General features: G+C 64.4%; 24 protein-coding genes. 7 read left to right on the forward strand and 17 right to left on the reverse strand.

Annotated elements, in window-relative coordinates:
• Positions 1 to 59 precede the first annotated feature (59 nt).
• Entirely contained in the window at positions 60 to 824 is a 765-nt protein-coding gene (locus tag ABH924_RS00075) for a VTT domain-containing protein (protein ID WP_404496543.1), read from the forward strand.
• Positions 825 to 1,146: 322 nt separating this feature from the next.
• Here ABH924_RS00075 and rdgB read toward each other — a convergent pair whose 3' ends face one another.
• The 6 genes from rdgB to clpS form a co-directional block, all read right to left on the reverse strand.
• A complete protein-coding gene (gene rdgB / locus ABH924_RS00080) occupies positions 1,147 to 1,788 on the reverse strand; it encodes an RdgB/HAM1 family non-canonical purine NTP pyrophosphatase (RefSeq protein WP_234747786.1) in 642 nt (213 codons plus the stop codon).
• Positions 1,785 to 2,543, reverse strand: a complete 759-nt coding sequence (gene rph, locus ABH924_RS00085; RefSeq protein ID WP_078108499.1) for a ribonuclease PH — start codon at positions 2,541 to 2,543, stop codon at positions 1,785 to 1,787. The genes rdgB and rph overlap by 4 nt, the downstream gene beginning before the upstream one ends.
• A gap of 69 nt (positions 2,544 to 2,612) precedes the next feature.
• Positions 2,613 to 3,410 (reverse strand): MBL fold metallo-hydrolase, encoded by a 798-nt coding sequence (locus ABH924_RS00090; RefSeq protein ID WP_404495981.1) that lies wholly within the window; start codon positions 3,408 to 3,410, stop codon positions 2,613 to 2,615.
• Entirely contained in the window at positions 3,407 to 4,477 is a 1,071-nt protein-coding gene (gene murI, locus ABH924_RS00095; protein WP_404495983.1) for a glutamate racemase, read from the reverse strand. Before murI ends, ABH924_RS00090 begins: the two co-directional genes overlap by 4 nt.
• 104 nt (positions 4,478 to 4,581) lie before the next feature.
• Entirely contained in the window at positions 4,582 to 5,148 is a 567-nt protein-coding gene (locus tag ABH924_RS00100) for a DUF2017 domain-containing protein (RefSeq protein ID WP_234747793.1), read from the reverse strand.
• Positions 5,141 to 5,527: an ATP-dependent Clp protease adapter ClpS gene (gene clpS, locus ABH924_RS00105; protein ID WP_404495985.1), complete on the reverse strand. Its 387-nt coding sequence runs from the start codon at positions 5,525 to 5,527 to the stop codon at positions 5,141 to 5,143. The genes ABH924_RS00100 and clpS overlap by 8 nt, the downstream gene beginning before the upstream one ends.
• A 145-nt stretch (positions 5,528 to 5,672) precedes the next feature.
• Here clpS and ABH924_RS00110 point away from each other — a divergent pair, with 145 nt between their 5' ends.
• Both ABH924_RS00110 and ABH924_RS00115 read left to right on the forward strand, forming a co-directional pair.
• Positions 5,673 to 7,001 carry a nicotinate phosphoribosyltransferase gene (locus ABH924_RS00110; protein WP_404495987.1) on the forward strand — a complete coding sequence of 443 codons (1,329 nt, stop codon included), beginning with the start codon at positions 5,673 to 5,675 and terminating at the stop codon, positions 6,999 to 7,001.
• Entirely contained in the window at positions 7,002 to 7,628 is a 627-nt protein-coding gene (locus ABH924_RS00115) for an isochorismatase family protein (protein ID WP_404495989.1), read from the forward strand.
• 24 nt (positions 7,629 to 7,652) lie between these two features.
• Here ABH924_RS00115 and ABH924_RS00120 read toward each other — a convergent pair whose 3' ends face one another.
• The 8 genes from ABH924_RS00120 to ABH924_RS00155 all read right to left on the reverse strand — a co-directional run bounded on the left by ABH924_RS00120 (position 7,653) and on the right by ABH924_RS00155 (position 17,233).
• Positions 7,653 to 9,431, reverse strand: a complete 1,779-nt coding sequence (locus ABH924_RS00120) for a DEAD/DEAH box helicase (RefSeq protein WP_404495991.1) — start codon at positions 9,429 to 9,431, stop codon at positions 7,653 to 7,655.
• Between the two features lie 180 nt (positions 9,432 to 9,611).
• Positions 9,612 to 9,950: a DUF3039 domain-containing protein gene (locus ABH924_RS00125; protein ID WP_234747818.1), complete on the reverse strand. Its 339-nt coding sequence runs from the start codon at positions 9,948 to 9,950 to the stop codon at positions 9,612 to 9,614.
• Between the two features lie 36 nt (positions 9,951 to 9,986).
• On the reverse strand, positions 9,987 to 10,769 hold the full coding sequence (gene nagB / locus ABH924_RS00130) for a glucosamine-6-phosphate deaminase (RefSeq protein ID WP_404495993.1): 783 nt from the start codon (positions 10,767 to 10,769) through the stop codon (positions 9,987 to 9,989).
• Positions 10,770 to 10,862: 93 nt separating this feature from the next.
• Positions 10,863 to 12,434: a transporter gene (locus ABH924_RS00135; protein WP_404495995.1), complete on the reverse strand. Its 1,572-nt coding sequence runs from the start codon at positions 12,432 to 12,434 to the stop codon at positions 10,863 to 10,865.
• A complete protein-coding gene (locus tag ABH924_RS00140) occupies positions 12,416 to 13,207 on the reverse strand; it encodes an ABC transporter ATP-binding protein (RefSeq protein WP_234747826.1) in 792 nt (263 codons plus the stop codon). The genes ABH924_RS00135 and ABH924_RS00140 overlap by 19 nt, the downstream gene beginning before the upstream one ends.
• A 130-nt stretch (positions 13,208 to 13,337) precedes the next feature.
• Positions 13,338 to 14,441, reverse strand: a complete 1,104-nt coding sequence (locus ABH924_RS00145; RefSeq protein WP_234747829.1) for an NADH:flavin oxidoreductase/NADH oxidase — start codon at positions 14,439 to 14,441, stop codon at positions 13,338 to 13,340.
• A complete protein-coding gene (locus tag ABH924_RS00150) occupies positions 14,441 to 15,406 on the reverse strand; it encodes a co-chaperone YbbN (RefSeq protein ID WP_404495997.1) in 966 nt (321 codons plus the stop codon). Before ABH924_RS00150 ends, ABH924_RS00145 begins: the two co-directional genes overlap by 1 nt.
• A 36-nt stretch (positions 15,407 to 15,442) precedes the next feature.
• On the reverse strand, positions 15,443 to 17,233 hold the full coding sequence (locus tag ABH924_RS00155; protein ID WP_404495999.1) for a hypothetical protein: 1,791 nt from the start codon (positions 17,231 to 17,233) through the stop codon (positions 15,443 to 15,445).
• A 299-nt stretch (positions 17,234 to 17,532) separates the two neighbouring features.
• On the opposite strand from ABH924_RS00155, the gene ABH924_RS00160 reads away from it, so the two are divergent.
• Positions 17,533 to 18,723 (forward strand): AI-2E family transporter, encoded by a 1,191-nt coding sequence (locus tag ABH924_RS00160; protein WP_234748624.1) that lies wholly within the window; start codon positions 17,533 to 17,535, stop codon positions 18,721 to 18,723.
• 10 nt (positions 18,724 to 18,733) lie between these two features.
• Here ABH924_RS00160 and ABH924_RS00165 read toward each other — a convergent pair whose 3' ends face one another.
• Entirely contained in the window at positions 18,734 to 19,528 is a 795-nt protein-coding gene (locus ABH924_RS00165) for an alpha/beta hydrolase (RefSeq protein ID WP_404496001.1), read from the reverse strand.
• 343 nt (positions 19,529 to 19,871) lie between these two features.
• The gene (locus tag ABH924_RS00170; protein WP_404496003.1) at positions 19,872 to 20,204 is read right to left on the reverse strand and encodes an ATP/GTP-binding protein; all 333 of its coding nucleotides are present in this window, start codon (positions 20,202 to 20,204) and stop codon (positions 19,872 to 19,874) included.
• Between the two features lie 69 nt (positions 20,205 to 20,273).
• On the opposite strand from ABH924_RS00170, the gene nucS reads away from it, so the two are divergent.
• From nucS to ABH924_RS00185, 3 genes are all read left to right on the forward strand, one after another.
• Positions 20,274 to 20,969, forward strand: coding sequence for an endonuclease NucS (gene nucS, locus ABH924_RS00175; protein WP_234747843.1), 696 nt, complete (start codon positions 20,274 to 20,276; stop codon positions 20,967 to 20,969).
• A gap of 73 nt (positions 20,970 to 21,042) precedes the next feature.
• Positions 21,043 to 22,290: an N-acetylglucosamine-6-phosphate deacetylase gene (gene nagA, locus ABH924_RS00180; protein WP_404496006.1), complete on the forward strand. Its 1,248-nt coding sequence runs from the start codon at positions 21,043 to 21,045 to the stop codon at positions 22,288 to 22,290.
• A gap of 320 nt (positions 22,291 to 22,610) precedes the next feature.
• Positions 22,611 to 22,814, forward strand: a complete 204-nt coding sequence (locus ABH924_RS00185) for a cold-shock protein (RefSeq protein WP_028264741.1) — start codon at positions 22,611 to 22,613, stop codon at positions 22,812 to 22,814.
• Positions 22,815 to 22,887: 73 nt separating this feature from the next.
• On the opposite strand, the gene ABH924_RS00190 is transcribed toward ABH924_RS00185, so the two are convergent.
• Complete coding sequence (locus ABH924_RS00190; RefSeq protein WP_404496545.1) at positions 22,888 to 25,380, reverse strand: bifunctional lysylphosphatidylglycerol flippase/synthetase MprF; 2,493 nt, start codon at positions 25,378 to 25,380, stop codon at positions 22,888 to 22,890.
• Positions 25,381 to 25,422 lie beyond the last annotated feature (42 nt).

Below are 25,422 nucleotides of genomic sequence, written 5' to 3' on the forward strand. Positions count from 1 at the left end.
GGATGTCTCAAGGCCCGACGGCGGTTGTCCCGTACCCTTGAAGGGTGACCCTTTCTGCGATGAACGACTTTGCCGTATCCGCTTTGGTGGGTGCAGGACCGGTGCAGCCGCACATGTCCTCGCTCCTCCCCGACTGGTTGAACCCCCAGATCTTCCTGGCCGACCCCGCATTGGCACCATGGGTAGTCCTGCTCGTGTGCGGCATTGTGTTCGCCGAGACGGGACTCCTGGTGGGCTTCTTCCTGCCTGGCGACTCGATGCTCTTCACCGCAGGGCTCCTCGTCGCTACGGATACCATCAAGTTCAACATCTGGGCACTCGCAGCCCTCATCGTCGTGTCTGCGATCATCGGCAACCAGAGCGGCTACCTCATCGGTTCCAAAGCCGGACCGGCCATCTTCAACAAGCCTGATTCCAAGCTGTTCAAGCGGGAAAACGTCGAGAGCGCGCACGCCTTCTTCGAAAAGCACGGCGGCAAGGCCCTGATCCTGGCCCGCTTCGTTCCGATCATCCGCACTTTCGTTCCGGTGATTGTCGGCGTCGCGCAGATGGACAAGCGCAAGTTCTTCATTTTCAACGTCATCGGGGCCGTGCTCTGGGGCGGTGGCGTCACGTTGCTCGGCTACCTGCTCGGCGACAAGGTTCCGTGGGTCCGGGACAACCTCGACATCATCTTCGTGGTCATCGTGCTGATCTCGGTGGTCCCCTTGGCCGTGGAGGTCATCCGCGGCTTGCTCGCCAAGCGCAAGGCCACTGAGCGCGGCGCTGAACCCGCCGAAGAGTTCGTCGACGGACGCGAAGCCGGAAAGCACGGCGAGCGCTAAACGCACTGGCTTAAAGAAAGAGGCGCCCCGCAGTTCATTTGCGGGGTGCCTCGTTCTTTAGCGCTTGACCGATATTGCCCCGCGGATCCCGGCGCCGGGGGGTCCATGACCAGATCCAAGTCGACGGGAGTTCGACAATCTATGGACACCGTCGGATTCTGCTGGATCATTCTCTTCGACGAGGCTGCCGGTCCCGTGATTCCGCGGGCCTGGAATTTGTCCATTCGAATGATTGAGCAGAATCCGACCTCCGAGCGAAGACGATCCCGGGACGGACATGACGCGCCCGCGATTTACACCCGTTTTGTCGCCTAAGCCAGTTTCAGCGCAGGGCGTCCACGATGGCCGGGAGCAGCGCCCTGAACGCCTTGCCGCGGTGGCTGATGGCGTTCTTCTCCTCGGAACTCAGTTCGGCGCAACTGCGGTCAAGCCCCTCGGGCTGGAGCACGGGGTCGTAACCGAATCCACCCGCGCCGCGGGGTTCACGCAAGAGGGTGCCTTCGAGCTGGCCGTACTCGACCACCTCGCGCGCCCCGCCGTCGACGGCGGCCGGTACAGCGAGTGCCGCCGCGCAGACAAACGCGGCTCCCCGGTGCGCGTCGGGGACGTCGGAGAGTTGCGCCAGCAAGAGCTGGAGGTTGGCGGCGTCGTCACCGTGCCGGCCGGCCCAGCGGGCCGAGAAGATGCCCGGAGCTCCGCCCAACACGTCCACGGCCAGCCCCGAGTCATCGGCAATCGCCACCATTCCCGTGGCTTCAGCCACGGCCCGTGCTTTGAGCAGGGAGTTCTCGGCAAACGTCACGCCGGTCTCGGCAACATCGGGAGCTCCGGCCGCGGCCGCGTCAATCACTTGGGTATCGACGTCGAGTCCTGGCACCTGCCCCCGGAGGAGTTCCCTGAGTTCGCGCAGTTTTCCCTTGTTGTGGGTGGCAAGAACGAGCCGCGGCGCAGTGTCGATGCTCACGGGGCCTCGGCCAGGGTCTCGCGCTGGATTGCTGCCAACTCCCCCGTGCCGATGAGGGCAAGATCCAGCAAGGCATTCAGTTCATCGCGGTCGAAGGGGGCTCCTTCGGCGGTGCCCTGGACTTCCACGAACTTGCCGGAGCCCGTAACCACCACGTTCATGTCGGTTTCCGCGCGCACGTCCTCGACGTAGGGCAAGTCCAGCATGGGGATACCGTCGATGATTCCCACGGAGACGGCAGCGATGGTGTCGATCAGCGGCTGCGCGTTCTTGGCGATCATCTTGTTCTCGCGGGCGAAGCGGATCGCTTCGGCGAGCGCCACGTAGGCGCCGGTGATCGCGGCGGTGCGGGTGCCGCCGTCGGCCTGCAGGACGTCGCAGTCCAGGACGATAGTATTCTCGCCCAGCGCCTTGGTGTCGATAATGGAACGCAGCGAGCGGCCGATCAGGCGCGAAATTTCGTGGGTGCGTCCGCCGATCCTGCCTTTGACGGACTCACGGTCGGAACGGGTGTTCGTGGCCCGCGGCAGCATGGCGTATTCGGCCGTGACCCAGCCCCGGCCTTCGCCTTTGAGCCAGCGCGGAACGCCCTCGGTCAGGGAAGCCGTGCACAGCACCCGGGTGTTGCCGAATTCGATCAGGGCCGAACCTTCGGCCTGCTTGGACCAGCCGCGGGTGATGCTGATGGGACGGAGTTGATCGGGCGTACGGCCGTCGGCACGGATGACGGGGACAGATGTGGCTTCGGAAGTCATACTGCAAGCTTAGCGATCCGGTGGCCCTCGCCGGACTACCCAGTTGGACTGAGCTGTCGGACTCCGGGGTCAGACGGTGTAGTGGACTCCGGCAACCGCGACGGCGACATCGCCTGCGAACTCGGGCCGCGCCTCGGCCATGACTTTGGTCTGCGATGTCCAGACCGGGATGTGGGTCAGCAGTAGGCGTCGGGCTCCGGCGGCTGTCGCTGCCTGGCCCGCGCGCTTGCCGGTCAAGTGCACATCCTTGATATCGTCGTCGCGCCCTTCTTCAAAGGCGGCCTCGCACAGGAAGAGATCGGCGTTGCGGGCGGCGTCCTCAAGGCCCTGGCACGAGTCGGTGTCTCCCGAGTACGTGAGGATCCTGCTCACCGCTTTGCCTTCCTTGTCCGGCTCGGTGACCTCGACTCGCAAGGCGTAGGCCTCCTCCACCGGGTGGTTCACGGCATACGGTGTCACGGTGAACGGTCCAAGCTGCACGGATTGGCGTTCGCTCCAGTTGCTGAAGTCGAATTCCTCATGCATTCCGGGGTCCAGCTCCAAGCCGTAGGCGGTGGCCATGCGGTCGGCTGTCGCGGCGGGACCCCAGACGGGGATCCTGTCCCGTCCCCAGCCGCCCGGCTTCCAGCGGACGGCCACGTGCAGCCCGCAAAGGTCCATGCAATGGTCCGGGTGCAGGTGGGTCAGGAAGATGGCGTCGATGTCTTCGAGGTCCGTGTAGCGCTGGATGGCTCCAAGGGCACCGCTGCCGAGGTCCATGACGATCTTCCACTGGCGTTCACCGTCGTGCGCGGTCAGCAGATAGCACGACGCCGGAGAGCTCGGACCGGGGAAGGAGCCCGTGCAGCCAACAATGGTCAGTTTCACTGGATGCGGCCCCCGCGGGCCGCGCCGAATTCGTTCACAGTGAACGCTGCAGGATCAACGAAATTGGACGTCCTCGCATGATGGCCTCCCGCACGGGCGGCCTCCAACATTTCCGGGGTGATGCGGGCGAGGCTTCCGGTCGGGTATTGGGCAGCCACATGGTCCACGTGGCGCACGGACAGGACCTCCGGGCCGAGGAAACGGCGCGCCAGGGTTTCGAACTGGACGGCGTCGCCGGTGGCCATGAAGTCGTGCCGGGGCAGGCCGGGATCGGTCCGCTGGATCCCGTGGGTGGCCAAGGCGCGGTAAACGTCTTTGGCGGTCTCCTCGGCGCTCGACACAAGAGTGACGTCTTCCCCCATGACGAAGGAGATCACGCCGGTGAGCAAGGGATAGTGCGTGCAGCCCAGCACAACGGTGTCCACACCGGCGTCCCTGAGCGGTTCCAGGTATTCGTGGGCCGCGGCCAGCAGCTCGGGACCTGTGGTGATGCCGGCCTCCACGAAGCTCACGAATTCCGGACAGGCCACCGAGGTGATGGTCAGGTCCGGGGCAGCGGCAAAGGTGTCCTCGTAGGCGCGGGAACCTACTGTGGCCGACGTCCCGATCACGCCGATCCGGCCGGATCTCGTCGCGGACACCGCCCGGCGGACTGCAGGTTGGATGACCTCGATGACGGGAATCCCGTAGCGGGCCGTATAGCGTTCGCGGGCATCGCGCAAGACCGCGGCCGAGGCCGAGTTGCAGGCGATGGTCAGCAGCTTGACGCCGGAGTCCACGAGTTCGTCCATGACGCCGAGGGCATTGGCCCGGACTTCGGCGATGGGCAGCGGCCCGTACGGCCCGTTGGCGGTGTCCCCTACGTAGATGATTGACTCGTTGGGCAATTGGTCGATGATGGACCGTGCCACGGTGAGTCCGCCGACTCCGGAATCGAAGACACCGATGGGGCGCGATCCCAGCAAGGGGTTCTGTGCTTTGCTGTTCAGTGTTTCCGGCCTGCGCTGGGATTCCGGCGCCGCTGCGGCGCTCTCCCCATCCGATACCGCGTCCGATGCTGAGTTCATGATTCTTAGAGAATAAGCCAAGGCATGTGCCGCAGCCATGACATGTGGCGGGGGCCTCGTGTCTGTTTTGTCACACGGACGGCCAGAAGCCCCGGCAATTCCACTCAGGACTTCCGGTCCATCGAGGCCATCATGGCCTGGACCAACGATTCCTGGAGCCACGTGGTGAAGTTGTAGACGAGCGCCAGGTAGCTCTCTACGTCTTCGGCCTGGGACCAGTCCTGCATGGCGTGGACATGGTCCGCGTCCGCTTCGTCCCGGATATCGAGGCGCTCGGCCAGCACCAAACGAACATCATTGAGGGCCATGGACCAGAGCTTCGCCTCCTCCGGGGTGAGGACGAGCTCGTTTCGGTCCAGGCCCATCGCGGCGGCCCGGAGCGCGCCGATTTTTCCTTCCCGCAGCGAGCGCTCGGTGAGCTGGCGGAACTCGAGGGAGGCGGCGTCGTCGTTCTTCATGACGTTGGGCAAGAGCCGCAAAAGGGCACGATCGGACGGTTCCTTGACGTTCATGTCCAGGCCGATCAGGGCCGTCAGGGGATCTTCGTTGCTGGACAGCTGCGGTTCCAGCATTGAAATGACATCGTCCAGGAGTCCGCGCAGGAGTTCGCGCTCGGCGGGCTCAAGGTAGCCGGTGATGCCCTTGAGTCCGTACTTGAAAGCCTTAGCCACGTGCGCCACCCTTGCGTCCCCGGCCGTCGCCGCTGCTGCTTGCCTTTTCAACCGTTGCCCACAAACCATAGCCGTGCATGGCAACCGCGTGCTGCTCCACTTGTTCCTTGCCTCCGTGCGCCACGATGGAACGGCCCTTCTTGTGGACCTCGAGCATGAGTTTGTTGGATTTGGCCTCGGAATAGCCGAAATAGCTCTGGAACACGTAGCTCACATAGCTCATGAGATTGACGGGATCGTTCCAGACCACCAGGTTCCAAGGGATGTCAGCAGCGCTGAGGAGGTCGGTGGACGAACGCTCCGAGATGTCCGTCCGTTCCTCTCCCTTTAAGCCTATGTCTGTGGCTGCGCTAGTGCCGGGGGCGACGGTAGTGGTCATCTGTCCATTCTAATGGTGGTGGATGGGCGAACTAATGGCGGTCGAGCGAAGCGAGACCTGGGAGCCGGTGGGTGGGCCCACGCCGGCGAGGGGCCCGGGTCGAGCGGAGCGAGACCTGGGAGCCGGTGGGGACTAGAGTGAATTCGTGAGTAGATCCGTCGCCTGGGACCACCCCCGCACGTCGTTGTACACCGATCACTATGAGCTGACCATGCTGGAAGCTGCCCTCCATTCGGGCGCGGCGCACCGGCGCTCCGTCTTCGAGGCCTTCGCCCGCCGCCTCCCCGACGGCCGCCGCTACGGCATCGTCGCCGGCACCGGCCGGCTGCTTGAGGGAATCAAGGACTTCCGTTTCGGCGACGCCGAGCTCGCGTTTCTCGATCAGCATAAAATAGTTGACAGGCAGACACTGGATTTCCTCGCCGACTACAGGTTTTCCGGCGACATCTGGGGCTATCCGGAGGGCGAGGCCTACTTCCCCGGCTCCCCGATCCTGATCGTCGAATCTACGTTCGCGGAAGCGTGCATCCTGGAAACGTACATCTTGTCGGTACTCAACCATGACACCGCGATTGCTTCGGCTGCCTCCCGGATGACCAGCGCGGCCGGAAACCGGCCGTGCATCGAGATGGGCTCCCGACGCACCCAGGAGGAATCCGCGACGGCGGCAGCCCGCGCCGCGGTCATCGCCGGTTTCGGCAGTACCTCCAACCTTGAGGCCGGCCGCCGTTACGGCATCAAGACCGTGGGCACGGCCGCCCACTCGTTCACGCTCCTGCACGACACCGAGCGCGAGGCCTTCGAAGCGCAGATCGCCGCCTTCGGACCGGGAACGACGCTCCTGGTGGACACGTACGACGTCGAGGTCGGGGTACGCACCGCGGTGGAACTCGCGGGTGACGGGCTCGGGGCAGTCCGCCTCGACTCCGGAGACCTCGTGGCCCAGGCCCAGTGGGTCCGCGAGTTGCTGGACAACCTCGGCAACACCAACACCCGGATCGTCGTCACCTCGGATCTCGATGAATACGCCATCGCGGCCCTGCAATCGGCGCCGGTGGATGTGTACGGCGTAGGTACCTCCCTGGTCACAGGATCGGGAGCCCCGACGGCCAGCATGGTCTACAAGCTCGTCAGCCGGACCAACGATGCCGGGGAATTCGTTCCCGTGGCGAAGGTAGCCAAAAACAAGGCAAGCGTGGGCGGCCGCAAATACGCCCTGCGCAAACTCAACGAACTCGGCATCGCCACCCAGGAGATCGTGGGCATCGGACACCGCCCGGAAGACGACGGCAACGACCGTCCGCTGCTCCAGCAGTTCATCAAAAACGGAGAACTGCTCCCGGGATGGACAGGACACGAGGGCGTGGTCCGGGCACAGGAACGCCATGCTGCGACCATGGCCGAACTCCCCCCGGTAGTCCGGAGGCTGCAGCGCGGCGAGCCGGCAATCCCCACCGTCTATGAGGAGGACTGAATGTCCCGCGCCCTGATTATCGTGGACGTCCAGAACGATTTCTGCGAGGGCGGGTCCCTCGCCGTGGACGGTGGCGCCGCCACGGCTGCCGCCATCAGCGAATACCTTGACGCGAACCACCAGCACTTCGACCACGTCGTGGCCACGCAGGACTGGCACGTGGACCCGGGCAGCCATTTTTCGGATACACCGGACTTCGTGGACAGTTGGCCGGCGCACTGCCGCGCCGGGAGCAAGGGCGCAGAACTCCACCGGGATCTCGACGCCGAGTACATCCAGGCCTACTTCCGCAAGGGGCAATACACCGCGGCCTATTCAGGGTTCGAAGGAGTCCTGGCGCCCGAAGACGAAGTTCCCATGGGCGAACTTGCGCCCGGCGCCGTCCCCTCCGTCGAACTGGACGAGGACGCCCTCGGGCTCGACGACTGGCTGCAGAGCCACGGAGTGGAGGAAGTGGTGGTGGTGGGTATCGCCACGGACTACTGCGTCAAGGCCACCGCCCTGGACGCCGTGCAGGCGGGCTACTCCGTGACGGTGATCGGTGAACTCACCGCCGGAATCGCGGAAGATCTTGACGAGACCTACGCCGAGCTGGAAGAAAACGGCGTCGAACTGGGGCAGCGCTAAGGGCAGGAGCCATGCCAAGCAGTTCTACTTCCTTCCGATGAACCAATCCTGGAGCTTGCGCAGCCTCGACTGCAATTGCTCCTCGTTTGCCTGCGCGACTGCCGGTCCGCCACACACCTCGCGCAACTTGTTGTGGACGACGCCGTGCGGGGTACCGGTGCGGGCCGACCAGGCCGCGACATTTTTGGCGAGCTCATTGCGCAGGTCCATCAGCATGCGGTGGTCCGGAACCGCGGGTGACGCGGCGGCAGCCAACGGAGATTGGCGCTTCTTCCTCGACTGCTGATCATGCTGCCGCTGCCGGAGCAACGTTCCCACCTGTTCGGCGTCGAGCAGCCCGGGGATTCCGAGGAAATCTAGTTCGTCCTCGGATCCGATATCGGCTCCCGTGCCGAATTCGCCGCCGTCGAACAGCACCCTGTCAAAGGACGCCTGCGAATCGAGGGCCTCGAATTTGCCCTTCTCCAGGGAGTCCGAGGCCTTCTCTTCGCGGTTGGCCTCGGCCATCAGGTTCTCTTCGGGGTTGAAGAGGCCGTCCGGGTCTTCCTTCTCGGGCCGGTCCAGCGCGTGGTCCCGCTCGGCTTCCATGGAGTTGGCCAAAGCCATGAGGGGCGGCACGGACGGCAAGAAGACCGAGGCCGTTTCCCCACGTTTGCGGGCACGGACGAAGCGGCCCACGGCCTGGGCGAAGAACAGCGGCGTGGACGTGGACGTCGCGTAGACGCCCACCGAAAGACGGGGGACGTCAACGCCTTCGGACACCATGCGGACGGCCACCATCCAGCGCTTGTCGCTGGCGGTGAACTCCTCGATTTTGTGCGAAGCCTTGGAATCATCGGACAGGATCACCGTGGGCGACTGGCCCGTGATTTTCTTGAGCTGACCGGCATAGGCGCGGGCGTCGTCGTGATCCGTGGCAATCACCAGGCCGCCGGCGTCGGGCACGGTACGCCGCACCTCACCGAGGCGCTTGTCGGCGGCGGCAAGAACCGCGGGGATCCATTCGCCGCCGGGGTTCAGCGCGGTCCGCCATGCCTGGGAGGTGATGTCCTTGGTCACGGCAGCCTCGCCGAGGGAAGCCGCCATTTCGTCTCCCGCGCTGGTGCGCCAACGCATCTGGCCCGAATACGCCATGAACAGCACGGGACGGACAACGTGGTCCCTCAAGGCATTGCCGTAACCGTAGGTGTAGTCCGCCTTCGAGCGGCGGATGCCATCGCGGTCTTCGGCGTATTCCACGAAAGGGATGGGTGAGGTATCGGAACGGAAAGGCGTGCCCGTGAGGGCCAGGCGCCGCGCAGCGGGATCGAAGGCCTCGCGCAATCCGTCGCCCCAGGACAACGCTTCGCCACCGTGGTGGATTTCATCGAGGATGACCAGCGTGCGGGCGGCCTCGGTCTTGGCCCGGTGGAGCATGGGCTTGCTGGCCACTTGCGCATAGGTCACCGCAACGCCGACGAAGCCCCTGCCGTGCTGGCCGTCGGAATTCTTGAAGTTCGGATCGATGGCAATGCCCACCCTGGCGGCGGCGTCCGCCCACTGCCGTTTCAAGTGGTCGGTAGGAGCGACGATCGTCACTCGGTTCACGGTTCCGCTGTCGAGGAGTATTGATGCAATCCGCAGGGCGAAGGTGGTCTTGCCCGCGCCCGGCGTTGCCACGGCGAGAAAATCGCGCGGACTGGCGTTCAGGTACAGGTCCAGCGCTTCCTGCTGCCAGGCGCGCAGCTTGGGGGCGGTTCCCCAGGCTGCGCGCTCCGGATATGCGGGAGGCAGCGCGGGGCCGCCGAAGAGTGTTTCAGTCACGCGGATTCCCCTCGACCAGCAACCATTCCAAGCAAGGCCGCTGCAGCCAGCGAAACCCAAATAACCACAAAAAACACCAATCTGTTCCGGATGCGCCGAATCACGCAGGGCAGCAAACAGGCAGGGGAAAGCGCTCCCCCGCCTACTACCAGGAATTACCCGACTACTGGGGCTTACTCGCTACTTGGAGTTGCCCGAGCCGCCTTTGTCTCCGCCGTCGTTGCCGGGGCGAAGTCCTTCATAGATTTCTTTGCACTCGGGGCAGACCGGGAACTTCTGCGGGTCCCGGCCAGGGGTCCACACTTTGCCGCACAGCGCAATCACGGGTTCGCCTGTCAGGGCGGACTCCATGATCTTTTCCTTGCGGACATAGTGCGAGAAACGCTCCCGGTCACCGGGTTCCACTTCCTGGCGCACTTCTTCGCGCTCGATGGTTGAAGTGGAAGTTCCGGCTCCGGAAAGCTCGCGCATGGGATCGTTTTCGAATGGGTCCGGAGGCAGCGTCGTCATGCCATCCATCTTAGCCGCTGCAGCTTGGCGATCAGATGCACCGTGTCAGATGCTCTGCCATTTCGGCTTGTTGTCATAGGTGTGGCGATAGTAGTCGGCCAGCTTGAGCGAGGACGCCGCAGCCTCATCGATCAGGATGGTGGCGTGCTGGTGCATCTGCAGCACCGATGCCGCGCAGATGGCCGCCACCGGCCCCTCGACAAAGTCCCTGACGGTCTGGGCTTTCTGCGCCCCCGTGGCAATCAGGACAACGTGCCGGGCATCCATGATGGTTCCGAGCCCTTGCGTCACCACGTGGTGCGGGACGTCGTCGATGCTCTTGAAGAAGCGTGCATTGTCCTTGCGGGTCTGCTCGATCAGCGTCTTGATCCGGGTCCGCGAGGCGAGCGAGGAGCCGGGCTCGTTGAATCCAATATGGCCGTCCGTGCCCACGCCGAGGATCTGCAGGTCAACGCCGCCGAGTGCCCGCATGGAGTCCTCGTACGCTTGGCAGGCCGCAGGAAGGTCGGCCGCGGTACCGTCCGGGCTGTGGACATTGGCGGGGTCGATATTGACCCGGTCCGTGAATTCACGGCGGATGACTTCACGGTACGACTCCGGATGCCCGGGTTCGAGACCGACGTATTCATCAAGGGCGAAGGCGTGTGCCTGGCTGAAATCGAGACCTCTTTCCTGATGGCGGCGCGCCAGTTCGTCATAGACAGGGAGCGGAGACGACCCTGTGGCCAGGCCCAGGACTGCGTTCGGCTTTCGGAGGAGCAGCGCCTCGATGGCATCCGCGGCAAGCGCCCCGATCTGCTTGCTTCCCGGAAGGATGACAACTTCCATCGTCCACGACCTTTCTAGCTGTGTTTCCCGGATCGACTGGTTCAAACTCGAGGTTATCCCATGTCCCATAACTTGTCATTGTTGCTCATGGAATCAACGGTTGACGCTCAATTGCGCGAAAAGCTCCGGCCCGCGCCGGTCGAGCCAGCGTCCGCCGATCCGGACACCCGACACGAACAAGGCCACCCCAAGAGCCGTACCAATTGCGAGATTGATCCATCCCCACAGCGGATCGCCCGTGACCGACTGGACAATCACCAGGACAAGTTCAGGAAGGACCAGGACGAACAGAACCGCCATTCCCCCGAACTGGACCGCCAGCGTCTGGGCAACGTTTCCCGGCGGTTTCTTGAACGGGCTGTCACCGGGCAACGGGACGCTGGACGTGTACCGCGCCGACACGATGGAGGCCAAGCCCAGGCCTGTGAACAGCACGCCCAGGGAAAGACCCAGGACACCGGGCAGCCAGCCCCATTCTCCCGTCAGGAAAAAGGGCCCGACGGCGAAGATCAACACCACCGGGAGAGCGAACGCAAGGCAAGCCAAGGCCCGGCCGAGCCGGTCATGAAGGCCGCGGACCCCGGTGGCCAGATGCAAGGCAAATGCGGTGTTGTCGTAGGAAACATCCGCGGCAATGGACCATGCGAGGACAAAGGCAGACATGGGCCCCAGAATCACCAGCATGGAGTAGCTTCCGGACTGCCCGGACTGGAACAGGAAAATCACGGGCAGCAACGGGACCACGATCAGCGAGGCTGCGTAGCGCGGATCGCGGATCCAGTAGCTGAGGGCCCGTGCGGCAATGGCCCCGGTGGGAGTTGCCGGCAGCAGTCCGAACAAGCCAAGTTTCCCGCCGCGTTTTCTCGATCCGCCGGAATATGGCGGAGTGACCAGCGCCCGCTTGAGCAGGGCATTCCAGGCGGCAAACAACACGAGGAGAGTGGCGAGGGCGATCAACGACTTCAGGCCGGCGGCAGCAACATCTCCGGACGCCAGATCGCCGCCAAGCGACCAGGAGGCTCCGAGCGGAGTCCAGGAGACCGTCCGGGCAAGTTCGGGGAGATAGCCGGTGGAACTGGACACTCCCCTCAAGACGCCGGCCACGATCGGTCCCATCAGCACGAGCGGCACAAAGACCACAATGCTGCTCACATCCTTGAAACGGCGGGAGGCTGCGAGGCTGGCGGTCGCCGTCGTGATCACTTTCGACAGGACCACGCAAATCAGCACGCCCACCACGGCACCCAGCAGGGCTCCAAGCACCGCCGGCACGCTGCGCCACCATGTCGCCGCGGTGAATAACGCCACGAGCATCGTGGACAAGCCCGGCACTCCGATGAATCCGGCGAGGGCAAGCCCGGTCAGCAGTTGGCGCATGGGGATCGCCGACGTCGTGAAGCGGGAAGGGTCAAGCGTCATGTCCGCGGCCGAGGCCATCAGAGGCACCACAGCCCAGGCCAGGATCGCGGCGGCGCCACCGAGGACGACGGCGGTGTGGGCCGTCTCGGGGTCGGCCCACCGCAGGGCGATGAGAGTCCCCACGAGGGTCGCGACGACTCCCAGCGCATAGAGCCCACCGATCGCGATTCCCACAAGCTGGCCCGGGCTGCGTCGGAAGCCGTTCAGCAGGAGCCGCCACTTCAGGCTCAGGAGGTGCGCAACCATTCGAGGCCTCCCGCCTGGTTTCCGCCGCCCACCAGCTGCACAAAACGGTCCTCGAGCGTGGCGCCGTCGCGGACCTCGTCGACGGTTCCGGCGGCGAGGACCCTGCCTGCAGCCACAACGGCCACGTGGTCGCACATGCGCTGCACGAGGTCCATGACGTGGCTCGAGACGATGACCGTCCCTCCCGAGCCCACGTAGTTGTCAAGAATTCCCCGGATGTTGGCTGCCGATACAGGATCCACGGACTCAAACGGCTCGTCCAGGACGAGCAGCCTGGGCGCATGGATGAGCGCCGAGGCGAGGGCAATCTTCTTGGTCATGCCGGCGGAGTAGTCCACCACGAGGGTGCCGGCGTCGCCGCTCAGGTCGAGCGCGGCCATCAGCTCTCCCACCCTGTGGGCAACGACGTCCCTGTCCATGCCCCGAAGCAAGCCGGCGTAAGTGACGAGCTGTTCACCCGTCAAGCGGTCGAAGAGGCGGACGCCGTCGGGCAATATCCCCATCAGCTTCTTGGCGTCGAGCGGTTTCGCCCACACGTCCACGCCGTGGATGTAGGCCGTCCCGAAATCCGGCCGCAGGAGTCCGGTGGCCATGGACAACGTGGTGGTCTTGCCCGCCCCGTTGGGACCAACGACCCCGTAGAAGGAGCCAGCCGGGACATCCAGGCTGATGCCATCGACGGCGATCTTGCCGCCGAAGCGCTTCGCCAGTCCGCGCAGGGCCAAGGCAGGCACCGGGGAGGTGGGAGGGGAACCGGGAAGCTGGACAGTCATGCAGCCAGCCTAGCCCCGGAGACGCTTCCGGGGGTCGTCCCCGAGGGGGAACTACTGAGCCGCTTTCCGGAGCCGCCTCATCCCAAAGGACTAGCTCGCCAGAACGGTTCGCATCCGAAAGGAGCAGCTCTTAGAAGCTGTGCCGTGGAACCGCGCGCTGATACTGCGGCGCCCAATCCAAAGGGAAGCCGAGTTCGAAAGCCGCGCGAAGCCACCAGTGCGGATCGCGGAGGGCTGCCCGTGCCATGAATACGCCGTCGGCCTGGCCCGTGGCCACCGTGTGTTCGGCCTGTCCCGAGGATGTCAGGAAGCCGACTGCACCGGTGGGAACCCCTGCTTCGCGCCGGATCTGTTCCGAGAATCCCGTCTGGTATCCAGGGCCGGCCTTGATCCGCTGGTGGGCCACTGCGCCTCCGCTGGAGACGTCCACCAAGTCCACCCCGTGCTCGGACGCCGCCCGCGCGAGGCGCACGGAGGCGTCAATGTCTACGCCACCCTCGGCCCAATCACTGGCGGAAATCCGCAGCAACAAGGGCATCGAATCGGGGATGACAGCACGGACTGCGTCGATGACCTCAAGCATCAAGCGGTTTCGACCGGCCTCGCTGCCTCCCCAGGAATCGTCGCGCTTGTTGATCAGGGGGCTTTGGAATTCGTGCAGGAGGTAACCATGCGCGCCGTGGATCTCCACCGTGTCGAACCCGGCGTCCACCGCCCGTGAGGCTGCCGCCGCGAAATCCGAAATCACCGCGTGGATGTCCTCTTCGCTCATGGCAAGAGGACGTGCAAGCCCGGCAAACGCCTCGTTACCCGGACCCCGCGCAACCCACCCGCCGTCGGACTCCGCTACGGATCCGCTCTCTTCGGCGAAAGGCCAGTAGGTGGAAGCCTTGCGGCCGGCGTGCGCCAGTTGGACGCCGATCTTGCCGCCCACGGCACTGTTGCGATGGACGAAGTCCACAATCCGCTCCCAAGCGCCCGCTTGCTCGTCCGTGTACAGTCCGGCGTCCCGCGGGCTGATCCTTCCCTCGGGGCTGACGGCCGACGCCTCCGTGAGGATGAGGGCCGCGCCGCCCGTGGCAAACGCACCAAGATGCACCAGGTGCCAATCGTTGGGCACGCCGCCCCCGCCGTCGGGCGAGCAACTGTACTGGCACATCGGCGAAACCCAGCCACGATGCGGCAACGCCAACGAGCGCAATTGAAGCGGGCTGAACAACGCCGGCTGCGTCATTAGAAGAGGACCCGTGCCAGACCTTGCCGGGCCTTGGCCACACGTTGGTCCGAAATGCCGACGACGTCGAACAGTTCCAGCAGGCGCACGCGCGCCGTCTCACGCTCGGGACCGAAGTTGCGGCCAATGAACGCAATGATGCGGTTCAACGCGTCCTCGATGTGTCCACCCGAGATGTCGAGGTCGGCCACCGTGAGCTGTACTTCGATGTTGTCCGGTTCCTCCGCCGCCCGCTGGCGCACGGCTTCGGCTTCCGTTGCCGTCAGGAGCTCAAGCCTGCCCATCAGTTCCACCTGGGCCAGCCCGGCCTTCGCCTCGGCATCAGCCGGTTTCTCAGCGAGCGCCTGGCGGTAGGCGGTGGCCGCAGCGGCGTAATCTCCGGCTTCAATGGCATCGAAGGCTGCCTGGTGCAGCGGAGGCAAGGGACGGGCCTCCGCGCCAGCGGCGCCCGCGCCGATACTGCCCGTTACTCCGTTGGCTTCGGCCACCTTGAGGAGTTCATCGATGAGGGTGCGGATTTCCTGGTCCGAAGCGGGCCCCTCGAAGAGCGGCACGGGCTGGCCCTTCAGGACCGCGACAGCGGTGGGGATGGCCTGGACCTGGAATGCCTGCGCAAGCTGCGGGAACGCATCAACATCCGCGGCAGCCAGCACGACTTTGCCGGCGTAGCCTTCGACGACACCTTCGAGGCTATGGAGGAGGGTCGAAGCCTCCAAGGAGCGGTTGGACCACAAAAGGAAAAGGACCGGAATCTGCGCGGACAGCTGGACGAGGTCCTGGAAATTGGCCTCGGTGGCATCTACGCGAAGGGGTTGGCTGCTTCCGGGGCTTGCGCCGGATGCAGCCGGGGCCCCGTTCGGTGCCGCCGGCGCCGGGCGCCGCAATCCAGAGAGGTCGACGGCGCCGCGCAGGTTGAGCTGGCTGGCAGCGGCTGGAGGGACGGGACGGGATCCTGGCGAACTCATACCGTCCACTCTAGCCGCTGCTCCACCACCATTTGCCTACTGGAAGCTGGCCCCCACCAGACCGCGGACCGCGGCAACGAGCTTCATGGGAGCAGTCGAGCCTGCCGGTGGAATGTAAATCGCTACCGACTCCGAGAAGGTCTGCACGAGGCCGACTTTCGTGGAATCGCCGCCCGCGAGCACGGCCGCGGCTTTGTCCACGGTCAGCGTGTCGCCATCGGCCTTGGGCTTGCTGGTGAAATCGAAGTTCAGCTTTCCCACCACCACGGCGCCGCCGTCGGACGTCCGGAACACTGCCGTATCCGCCGGAGAGGGCGTGTGCGTGAAGGTGAAATTGCCGTTGGCGCCGGACTTGACGGTGCTCGCCTGGTAGTCCAGCACATCGGCGATGTAGGGCGAATTGGTGCCTTCCACGAGCTTGTCCTTGAACGCCGAATCGGCCTTGGTCAAGCGATCGCCCAGGGCTGCCATCGCCTCGGTCCCGCTGTACTGCAGCCCGGACTTGTCACCGGCCGCCAACTGCGCGGTTCCGCCCAAGGGAATCGCAGGGAAGGACGTTCCGGGCTGAAGCGGGGAAGTGCTCTTCAGCTTGTAGTTCTCCCGCGGCGAGGCCTGCACGAGGGTCAGGACCTGGGGAACCACGTTGCCATCGCCTTGGGTCAAGGCGATCACGGTGCGTGGCCAGGTTCGCTGGGTGGAGATGACGCTGCCCAGCAATTTGCTGGACCGGACGGGCATCCGTGCCTCGTGCGTGGCAACCTGCGACCGGATCTTGTAGTTCTGTGTGCGGACCTGCAGCTCCGTGCCGTCAACCCTGGGGGCGAGTTTGGAGGCATCACGTGCTGCATCCCCGGCGGCCACTGCGCCTGCGACCTGGTCCAGGATGCGCTTGAGCTGCGCGTCCACCAAGACGGGGACGGTCTGCGCACCAGCGGTCCCCGCGGGGACCGCCGTCGCGGATCCGGAGGGAGAAGGAGTCTCGGCCGCTTGGGCGCCTGCCGCGGTGCCGCCGGCGAGGGCCGTCACAACAGCTGCAGCTACAAGCGAAATACGAAGTGCTGGACCGCCGCTTTTGCCCTTGTTGGTGTCCTCGGCAGGTGTGTCCTCGCCGATGACGTCCTTGTCGGTTTCCTTGGCGGTGTCTTCGCCGGCGGTCTCCGGGTCGGTTTCCGTGTTCCCGCCGCCCCGCGGACCGTTCGGGCGGGAGCCCCGGCCCCTGGTGAACTTGCTGACGAACGGCAACGCCGCACCCGCGACGATGAGGATCGCGCCAATGACAATGAGCGGGACCGCCCACGGCATGGTGGCATCGTTGGCGAACGTTATGGAGACCGACGACGGCGCCGGCTTGGTTCCGTCGCTAGCCACGAGGAGCGACCAGTTGCCACTCGCGGGCGGGGTGAAGGTGTAGTCCAGCTGTCCGCTGGCGTTCTCCGTTTGCACCCACAGATCCGATCCGGCGGGCGACGGAGCGCTTGCTTCGCCATCGGTGCCGGCAACCTGGAGGGACTTGCCGTCCTCGGACACGCCGGTGATGCTGTTGTGCGCGGTCTTGCCTACCCACGCATCGACGTCATCCGGACGTCCGACAGCCAACACGAACTTGCCATCGCCCTTGATGCTGATTTGCCTGGGGCCACCCTTGTGGGCCAACACGTCTTGGGTGATCACGGTCAGCGGAGCGGCTTTGGAGTCGCCAGGGGCGGACGCGGTTACGGTCTCGGCCGGGGCCCAAAAGGTCAGCTGGCCAATGCCGGCCAACAGTGTCAGCAGGCCAAGCAGCACCAGCGAAACTGCAGTCTTCAATCGCACAGGAATACCAATCATCAGCGGTCGTTGAACTTCAAGGGTAACGGTTTTGTTACCAAGGAGTCAGTTCGGGGCCCTCCCGAAGGGCTTCCCGCCGCACGGCTCAACCCCTAGAATTCGCCAGTTCCGGCCTGCTGATAGTGTGGCGAACAACATGACATCGGGCACTCCTGGAGCCTGACCGCGGAACGAAAAGGCAGCTGAAGCACGTGAAAGAGCGCAAGGATCCCACCCCCGCCGAACAAGGATCGGGGACCAGCCCGGATGGCGTGGCTGATGGGTCTAACCGGGACGGCAAGGATCACGGCGAGGGACTGATGGCGTCCTTCGTGCGCCGCCTCCGCCAGCCCATTCCCGGTGCCCAACCGCGGGTCCGCTTCGAAATGCCTCCCGAACTTGAGCACGATGCAACAACCGAGCCAGCCCAGGATGAGTCCGACGGTGCGCGCTTCGGTTCCCCCGGCCCGAGGATGTCCGCGCAACATCCGCTGTATGTCGGCTTCATGGGCACGGCCGGCGTCGGAGTCGCCCTCATGCTGTATTACATCGGCACCAGTACCGTCCAACTGTTGTTGTGGATCGTTACGGCCCTGTTCATTGCCTTGGGACTTGACCCCGTGGTCCGCTGGCTCGAAGACCGCAAGGTTCCCCGCCCGGCCGGCGTCGTCATCGCCGTCGGAGTTCTCGTTGCCGGAGTGGCGGCGTTTTTCGCCACCCTTATCCCCACCATCGTGGAACAGGTCTCGCAGATCGTGCGGCAGGCTCCCGACTGGATCCGGGGCTTCGTGGATTCGGATTTCTTCCGCTCCCTTGACAGCCAATTCGGCGTCCGCGACAAGATCAGCCAGGAACTCGACAAGTTCGTCAAGAACCCCGACGCCATGGGCGGTATCTTCGGCGGCGTCGTCGGTTTCGGATCCACGGTGGCCAACGGGGTCTTCGGGACGCTGATCGTCCTGGTTCTCAGCCTCTACTTCCTCGGTGCCCTGCCCGCCATGAAGAGATGGGGGTACCGGCTCGCACCACGGTCACGCAGGCCCCGGGTGGAGGCTCTGTCCGAGGAGATCACGCGCTCGGTGGGCAACTATGTGATCGGCCAGGTTTGTGTTGCCTTGCTCAACGCGTTGTTCGCATTCATCGTCATGAGCATCCTGGGCATTCCGTTCAGCGTCCTGCTGGCTTTCGTGGTTGCCCTGCTTGCGTTCATCCCCTTGGTAGGCGGCATGATTGCCGCTGTGGTGGTCATTCTGGTCGCTCTGACCGCCGGCTGGCAGACCGCCGTGATCTACGCCATCTGCTACTTCGCCTATCTGCAGTTCGAGGCGTACTTCATCTCTCCGCGCATCATGCAGAAGGCCGTTGCCGTTCCGGGTGCTGTTGCCGTGATCTCGGTGATCGCGGGCGGCAGCCTACTGGGCGTGCTCGGCGCCTTGATCGCCATCCCGACGGCGGCAGCCATCATGCTGCTGATCAAGGAAGTCTTCATCGTCCGCCAGGACCGCCACTAGGCCGTGACCGTTAGGCCGTCGCCACTGGGCCTGTCCAGTGGCGCGGCAGGCCATCCGGTCCTGCACCGGCTTCCGTCACGTCGTCCACGATCTCGTCCAGGACCCGGGCCGCGTACTTCTCGCCGACCCACAGGTGCTTGGCTCCGTCGATCCCCAAGACCCGGGCCTGAGGCACCAAGCTGAATCGTCGGGCGGCCTCGGCGGGCTGAAGATAGTCGTCGTGTTCCGGAACCAGGACTGTCAGTGGCTTTCCCGAAGCTGCCCATTCCTTCAAGTGCACGTCCGTGGCACGGTGCAGCGGCGGAGACAGCAGGACGGCACCCTCCACTTGGGAAGCCACCGGCTCAACGGCACCGTACATCAAGGCCAGTTCTGTGCCGAACGACCAGCCCACCAGCCAGCGGTTCGGAAGCCCGCGTTCCACCGCGAAGCGAACAGCAGCCTCAACGTCGTACCGCTCACCGATTCCTTCGTCGAACTGCCCCTGGCTGGTACCCCTAGGCGAATGCGTGCCCCGCGTGTTGAAGCGCAGAACCGCGACGCCGGCGAGTGCCGGAAGCCGATAGGACGCCTTCCGGTAGACGTGCGAATCCATGAAGCCGCCGTGCGTCGGCAAGGGATGCAGGGTAATAAGCGTCGCCGAGATCTCGCCGGATTCCGGCAGCGCCAGCTCACCCACAAGCACCTTGCCGTCTTCGGTGAGGAACTCCACGTTTTCGCGGTGCGCCGGCAATACCGTGGATGCCCTGATGTCCGTGGCAGACTCCGGCTGGCTGAAAACGAGGGAAGCGGGATCGAAACTCATGTTTCCAAGCTTAAGTGCTCAGCGGCGGTGGCGTCGTCGTCGTGGTTTCCCCGCTTTTGGCCGCTACCGCAGTCCGGAATTCCCGTAGTTCCAAGTATTCCAAGGCAGCACCCCGGCCAAAGGTGGGGAGATTCACCGGGCCAGCACAAATCTACAAGGAGAGATCATCGCCACCCCCCAGCACACACCCGCACCAAGGAATTCCTCAGCCGCGTGCTGTGGTTCCTCGCGACGCGCAGACGGGCTGTTGCTGCGCAAACAGGCTGGTGACACTCATATCCGAGTGTCACCAACCCGTTTGCGTGTCACGGACACATTTGGGTGTCAGCGGCAGCTTAAGTGCTCAGCGGTACCTGTAGGTTCGGCCTGTCCAGCAGTTGTTGTGCCAGTGGCGGCGTTCCGCCAATCCCGCGGCATCGCCGAAGAGGTGCGTCTCGGACCACACCACCAGGTGGGCGATTCCGGGCACGATGGCCATCGAACAACCGGGACATATGTAGGTCTTCTCGGCCTTCCGTGCGGTCATGGTCCGGACCATCCAGTCGCCGTCGGGGGCGCTTTCCCTGCGGGCAATGCCCGAACGGGCACGTTCCAGATCCAGTTCCGGCGACTCGCCTGTCCGTTTCCAGCTTGCCTTGGCTGATTCGGTGCGTCGGGGGCGGTTGGAGCGGGGCATGACTCCATTCTGCCCCAGTCGCTAGTTGCGCGCGGCAGGGGTAGTGGCAGAGGAAGTAAAGTGGAGCGGGTGCGACTCGTCATAGCCCGTTGTTCCGTAGATTACGTTGGCCGCCTCAAGGCCCACCTCCCGCTTGCCACCCGGCTTTTGCTCGTCAAATCCGATGGTTCCGTGCTGGTCCATTCCGACGGCGGCTCCTACAAGCCGCTGAACTGGATGAGCCCGCCCGCTACCCTGCGGGTGACGACGCCGGAGGAGACCGAGGTCGAAGAAGGCGTGATGGAGCAGTGGACCGTGCAGTCGGCCAAGACCGATGACCGGCTCATCATCAACATCTACGAGCAACTCCATGACACGTCCCACGACCTCGGAACGGACCCCGGGCTCATCAAGGACGGCGTCGAAGCCGATCTGCAGCGACTGCTCGCCGAGCAGATCGAAACCCTTGGTGCCGGCTATTCGCTCATCCGGCGCGAGTACTTCACTGCCATCGGTCCCGTGGACATCCTCGCCCGGGACGGCGACGGCAGGACAGTCGCCGTCGAACTCAAGCGGCGCGGCGACATCGACGGCGTCGAGCAGCTCACGCGCTACCTTGAGCTGCTCAACCGCGATCCGCTGCTGGCCCCGGTGCGGGGCATTTTCGCCGCCCAGCAGATCAAGCCGCAGGCGAAAGTCCTTGCCAACGACCGCGGAATCGACTGCATCACCCTGGACTATGACGCGATGCGCGGCGTAGACGACAGCGAGTCGCGCTTGTTCTAGGTGTCCTGGCCGTCATCCCGGGTAAACCGGGTAAATCGGGTCAGGCGCGGGCCCCGGCAACTAGAATCAAAGCATGACTGTCCCAGACCGGCCTGTATCTTCGTCTGCGCCTGTGCGCCACCTAATTACCGGAACCATCGTCAGCGACGGTGTGGTGATCGAAGACGGCCTGGTGGCGGTGGAGGACGACCGCATCGCCTTCGCCGGGCCGGCCGCCGAATTCCACGAAGCAGCCTTCGAAGGGTTCGAGGAAACTCCCCGGACCGATTTCCCTGCTGAGCGGTACATCGTTCCCGGGTTCGTGGATGTGCACTGCCATGGCGGCAACGGAGGCGACTTTCCCGGAGCCGATGAATCCTCGGCACGCAAAGCCATCGATTTCCTGCACCGCTCCGGGACCACCACGCTCCTCGCCAGCATGGTCACAGCGCCCCGGGAGGACCTGCTCCGCGGCATCGAGCTTTTCGTTCGCTTGGCCGATGAAGGACTCGTAGCGGGAATCCACATGGAGGGGCCTTTCCTCTCCCGTGCCCGCTGCGGTGCGCAGAACCCCGCCTATCTGCTGGAGCCGGACCTGGACCTCATGACCGAGCTGGTTGAAGCCGCTGCCGGCAAGCTCGCCACCATGACCTACGCCCCCGAGCTTCCCGGCGCCGCGGCGCTCGTGGACCTGATGACGTTCCACGGAGTGACGCCGTCTCTCGGCCACACGGATTGCGACGACGCGACGGCGGCCGCCTCCCTGACTGCGGCGCGCGAGGGCTTGGAATCCGCAGGTTTCGACGGCGTCAGCTCCTTGCCGACTGTCACGCACTTGTTCAATGGCATGCCTCCCATGCACCACCGCTCCCCCGGCCCCGTCGCTGCCTCCCTTCGCACGGCCCAGGAGGGCAAGGCCGTGGTGGAACTGATAGCGGACGGCACCCACCTTGACCCGAGCACCGTCGCAACCGTTTTTCAGCTGGTAGGCGCCGCAAACGTTGTCCTCGTGACCGATTCAATGGCGGCGGCGGGACTCTCCGACGGAAACTACATGCTGGGCCCCTCTCCGGTAACCGTGACGGACGGCGTCGCTACCTTGGATGCCACCGGGTCCATCGCCGGTGGCACTGCCACCATGCTCGACGTCGTCAGGCGCACCGTTGCGGCCGGCGTCGGGCTCGCCGACGCGGTTGCCTCGGCGACGGCGGTTCCCGCCGCGGTCCTGGGGCTCTCCGATGAACTCGGCGGCCTTCGCCGGGGCCTGCGGGCCGATCTCGTCGTCGTGGACAGGGAGCTTCAACTCGCGGGTGTATTGCGCAATGGTGATTGGCTGGCTTAGGGGGATTGGCTCATCTAGGCCGAATTTGCAGGCTCCCAATGGCGCATCCAGTGACGGGCGCGCTTTCTTCCGTTACCTTCTTTTTACTTAAAATTTGTCCGAATTCCCCAGCAGACCGTTGACCTCCAGTATTCGCCATGAAAGTGTTGTAGCAGTCTTTGTGTAGGTGTGATTCATGCTCGCAAGACGTGTTGCGAGCGTGAAGCTCCTGCGAAGCCAACCAAGCTCTGCTTGGACGGAAAACCAGGTCTTCTCGCGGAGTAACCAAGGCCGGCACGCGGTGTGCCGGACTTAAAAGTTCCACAATGAGGAGAAACAAAATGGCACTGGGCACCGTCAAGTGGTTCAACGCTGAAAAGGGCTTCGGCTTCATTACCCCGGACGACGCAGAAGGCGACGTCTTTGTCCACTACTCCGAGATCCAGACCGGCGGATTCCGCACCCTCGACGAGAACCAGCGTGTTCAGTTCGAGATCGGTCAGGGCGCAAAGGGCCCGCAGGCCACCGGCGTCACCGCCGTCTAGTTTGACTGCTTGAATTCTGCCTGGCAGGTTCAGGGAAGGGGTTCCGCACAGGATGCGGGACCCCTTTTCCCTTTCAGGCAACGAGGGTGCGGAGAAGCCTGGCAGTTTGCCGGACGGACAGCCCCGGCAAATATGCCCGGCTTAGCGCAGCGCCGATCGCGGGAATCTCCAGGCTGTCTTGGTAGTACATATACAAAGTCCTGTACTCCGGCTGGAACTTCGATTTGAAGCGGGCCAAAGAGCGGAATCCGTAAACAGGCTCCAAGGTCCTGCCAACGAGGTCGAGAATGCCCGCCAAGCCGGCTTCCCCGCTGGAGAATTCCTCGGTCTCCCCGGCCAAAGGCGAGCCCGAGAGAGAAATGACTTCCACTCCCTGTCGCAACTCGTGGACTGCCGAGGCAATCATGAATTCCATGAGCCCAGGGAAGGCGTCGCTGCGCCGGCGCATGAAGTCCAATGTCCAGCTAATCACTTGGCCGTCACGAAACACCGGAAGCCAACTGGTGACACCATAGACAAACCCTTTGCCGTCGACCGCTATGCAGCAAAGCACTTCATGGTCCATCAGCTCGTCGAGGGAACCCAAGGTAAAGCCCATTTCAGGCATCTTTTTCCTGGCGGCCCACTCTTCCGACACTTCGCCGAGCTGGGAACGTATGTGTTGCGGGAACTCCGAATAGCGCCCCCACCGGGCTTCGACCCCGGCCTTCAGTGCACGGTTCCTGGCCGTGCGGACGTTTTGCCACGCTTTGCCCTTGAACTCAAGGTCGCGGATGGAGAGCCGGGTTTCCTGGGCGACCGCAATTCGGCGAAATCCCGTGGATTGCAGCATCGGCCACAATTCCTCAGTGCAGGAATAGAGGCACGGCACCAATGCATGGTGTGCACAGTAGTCCAGGAATCCCTCGGTCGTGGCAGTGGCCTGTGCGGGATCACCGAACGGACCGGCCAAGGTCAGTGCGACGTTTCCGTGCTGCTGGTAGGCAATTCCGGCGTCCATTCCGGGAGTGAACCAGAACTTGTTCGGCTCCCAGAGCGCCATCCACGACAGGGACTCCCCGCCGCGCTTGACCAGATTCCTGGCCGCCAAGCGGGCCGGATCCTCACCGCCGGGGCCGTGCTGCCGTTTGAGAAGCAGGGTCCACACCGCGGCCATGGCCACAAGCCAGAAGATGATCCCCGACCACGCGAACAATATCGACTCGGCGGCGCTTCGCTCTGCGAACACGCGGCCGAAAGCCGTGGGTATGGGCAAGGGAAGATACTGTCGGGCGAGTTCCGCAATGAGGCCCAGGATGCCGCCGTCGTGCGCCAAACCGCCCGAGCCGAGCCACGCCCCGGTGTAGCCACTCGCCAATATGAGCCACGTACCGCCAACCAGCCACGCCATCTTCCGGCGGAGCGGCGCCCTCGAGCCCACCACAAAGTTGCCCCTGAACAGGAAAAGCAGAACCGCCAGGATCAGAGGAACCAGGGCGAGGGTCAGAATGTGGAACACCGCGGAGCCCATGACGACGGTACGGCCCCGTCCTGGAAAATGCGGAATGCTGGCAAACAGCACCAGGTAGGCAAAGGACAGCGCCACCACGCCAAGTTGCACGCTGATGGCGATTTTCAGGGCCAAGCGCCTTCCTTGGCGCATGCCCACCGCACAGATCAAGAGAAGCAACGCGGGTACCACCGCGAGGGCCACACCGGCGGGCCCGGGATAGCCCTGGCGTCCAAGTTGAAGGCAGCTGATGTCCACGGTTCCACCGCAGTTCGCCTGCAATTGGTTAAGCGTCGGAACAGGGTTCAGGACCATTTCGCGGATCAACGCCAGCGGCCCCGCGGGGCTCCTCACCGCGCCCGCCACTAAGGGCCCGACGCCGAAAATCGCCACCATGAGGGACAGCAGGTTTCGCGTTTCACGCCTGGTCGCCCGGTGGCTCGGTTGAATGCCGTGGTCGAGCTGAAGCCACAGACCGGTCCCCAGTCCGAGCACGGCACCGGTCAAAGCCATGACAGCCGAGGGGTCGCCAACGTACAGCACCAGGAGAAGCGCCAGGGACACAACCGTCGCCCTGAGGCGCCGACGCCACAAAGTCGGGAGAAGGCCACTGGCCGCCATCGCGACGAAGAGGGTTGCCGGGAGGGGCCCGGAGGTCCTGGCATCCATCATCCGTCCCAGCCAGCCGTCGTCGGCGTAGGCTGCCAACTGGACCACCAACAAAAAGGCGGTGACCGTGGCAAACTGCCCGCCAAAGAAGCCCGCCGCTGTGCGGAACCACCCCAGCTTGCGCTCTGAAGAGCCCAGCAGCACGACGAACAACAACGAGGTCATCACATAGTCGAAGGGGTTGGCGGCAAAAAACATCGAAGTCCAGATGGACCACCAGTCCCCCGACTTCAACCCTCCACCGCTCACGCTCGAAAGATGCCGCAACACGTCAGGGCCGTACCCGAGATCGGAGTCGAAGATCGCCGGAGTGAGCAGGTACAGCGCGAGCACAATCACGGTGAAGGGGATCGCGCCGATATGGGCAGCCACGTTGCCCAGGACGGCCCGGGCAAGGGTTGCCGCCATCTTCCGGGCGGGCCTGGCATCTTCGGGGGCAGCCGCCTGGTC

The sequence above is a fragment of the Arthrobacter sp. GAS37 genome, assembly GCF_044908325.1.
GTDB lineage: Bacteria > Actinomycetota > Actinomycetes > Actinomycetales > Micrococcaceae > Arthrobacter > Arthrobacter ramosus.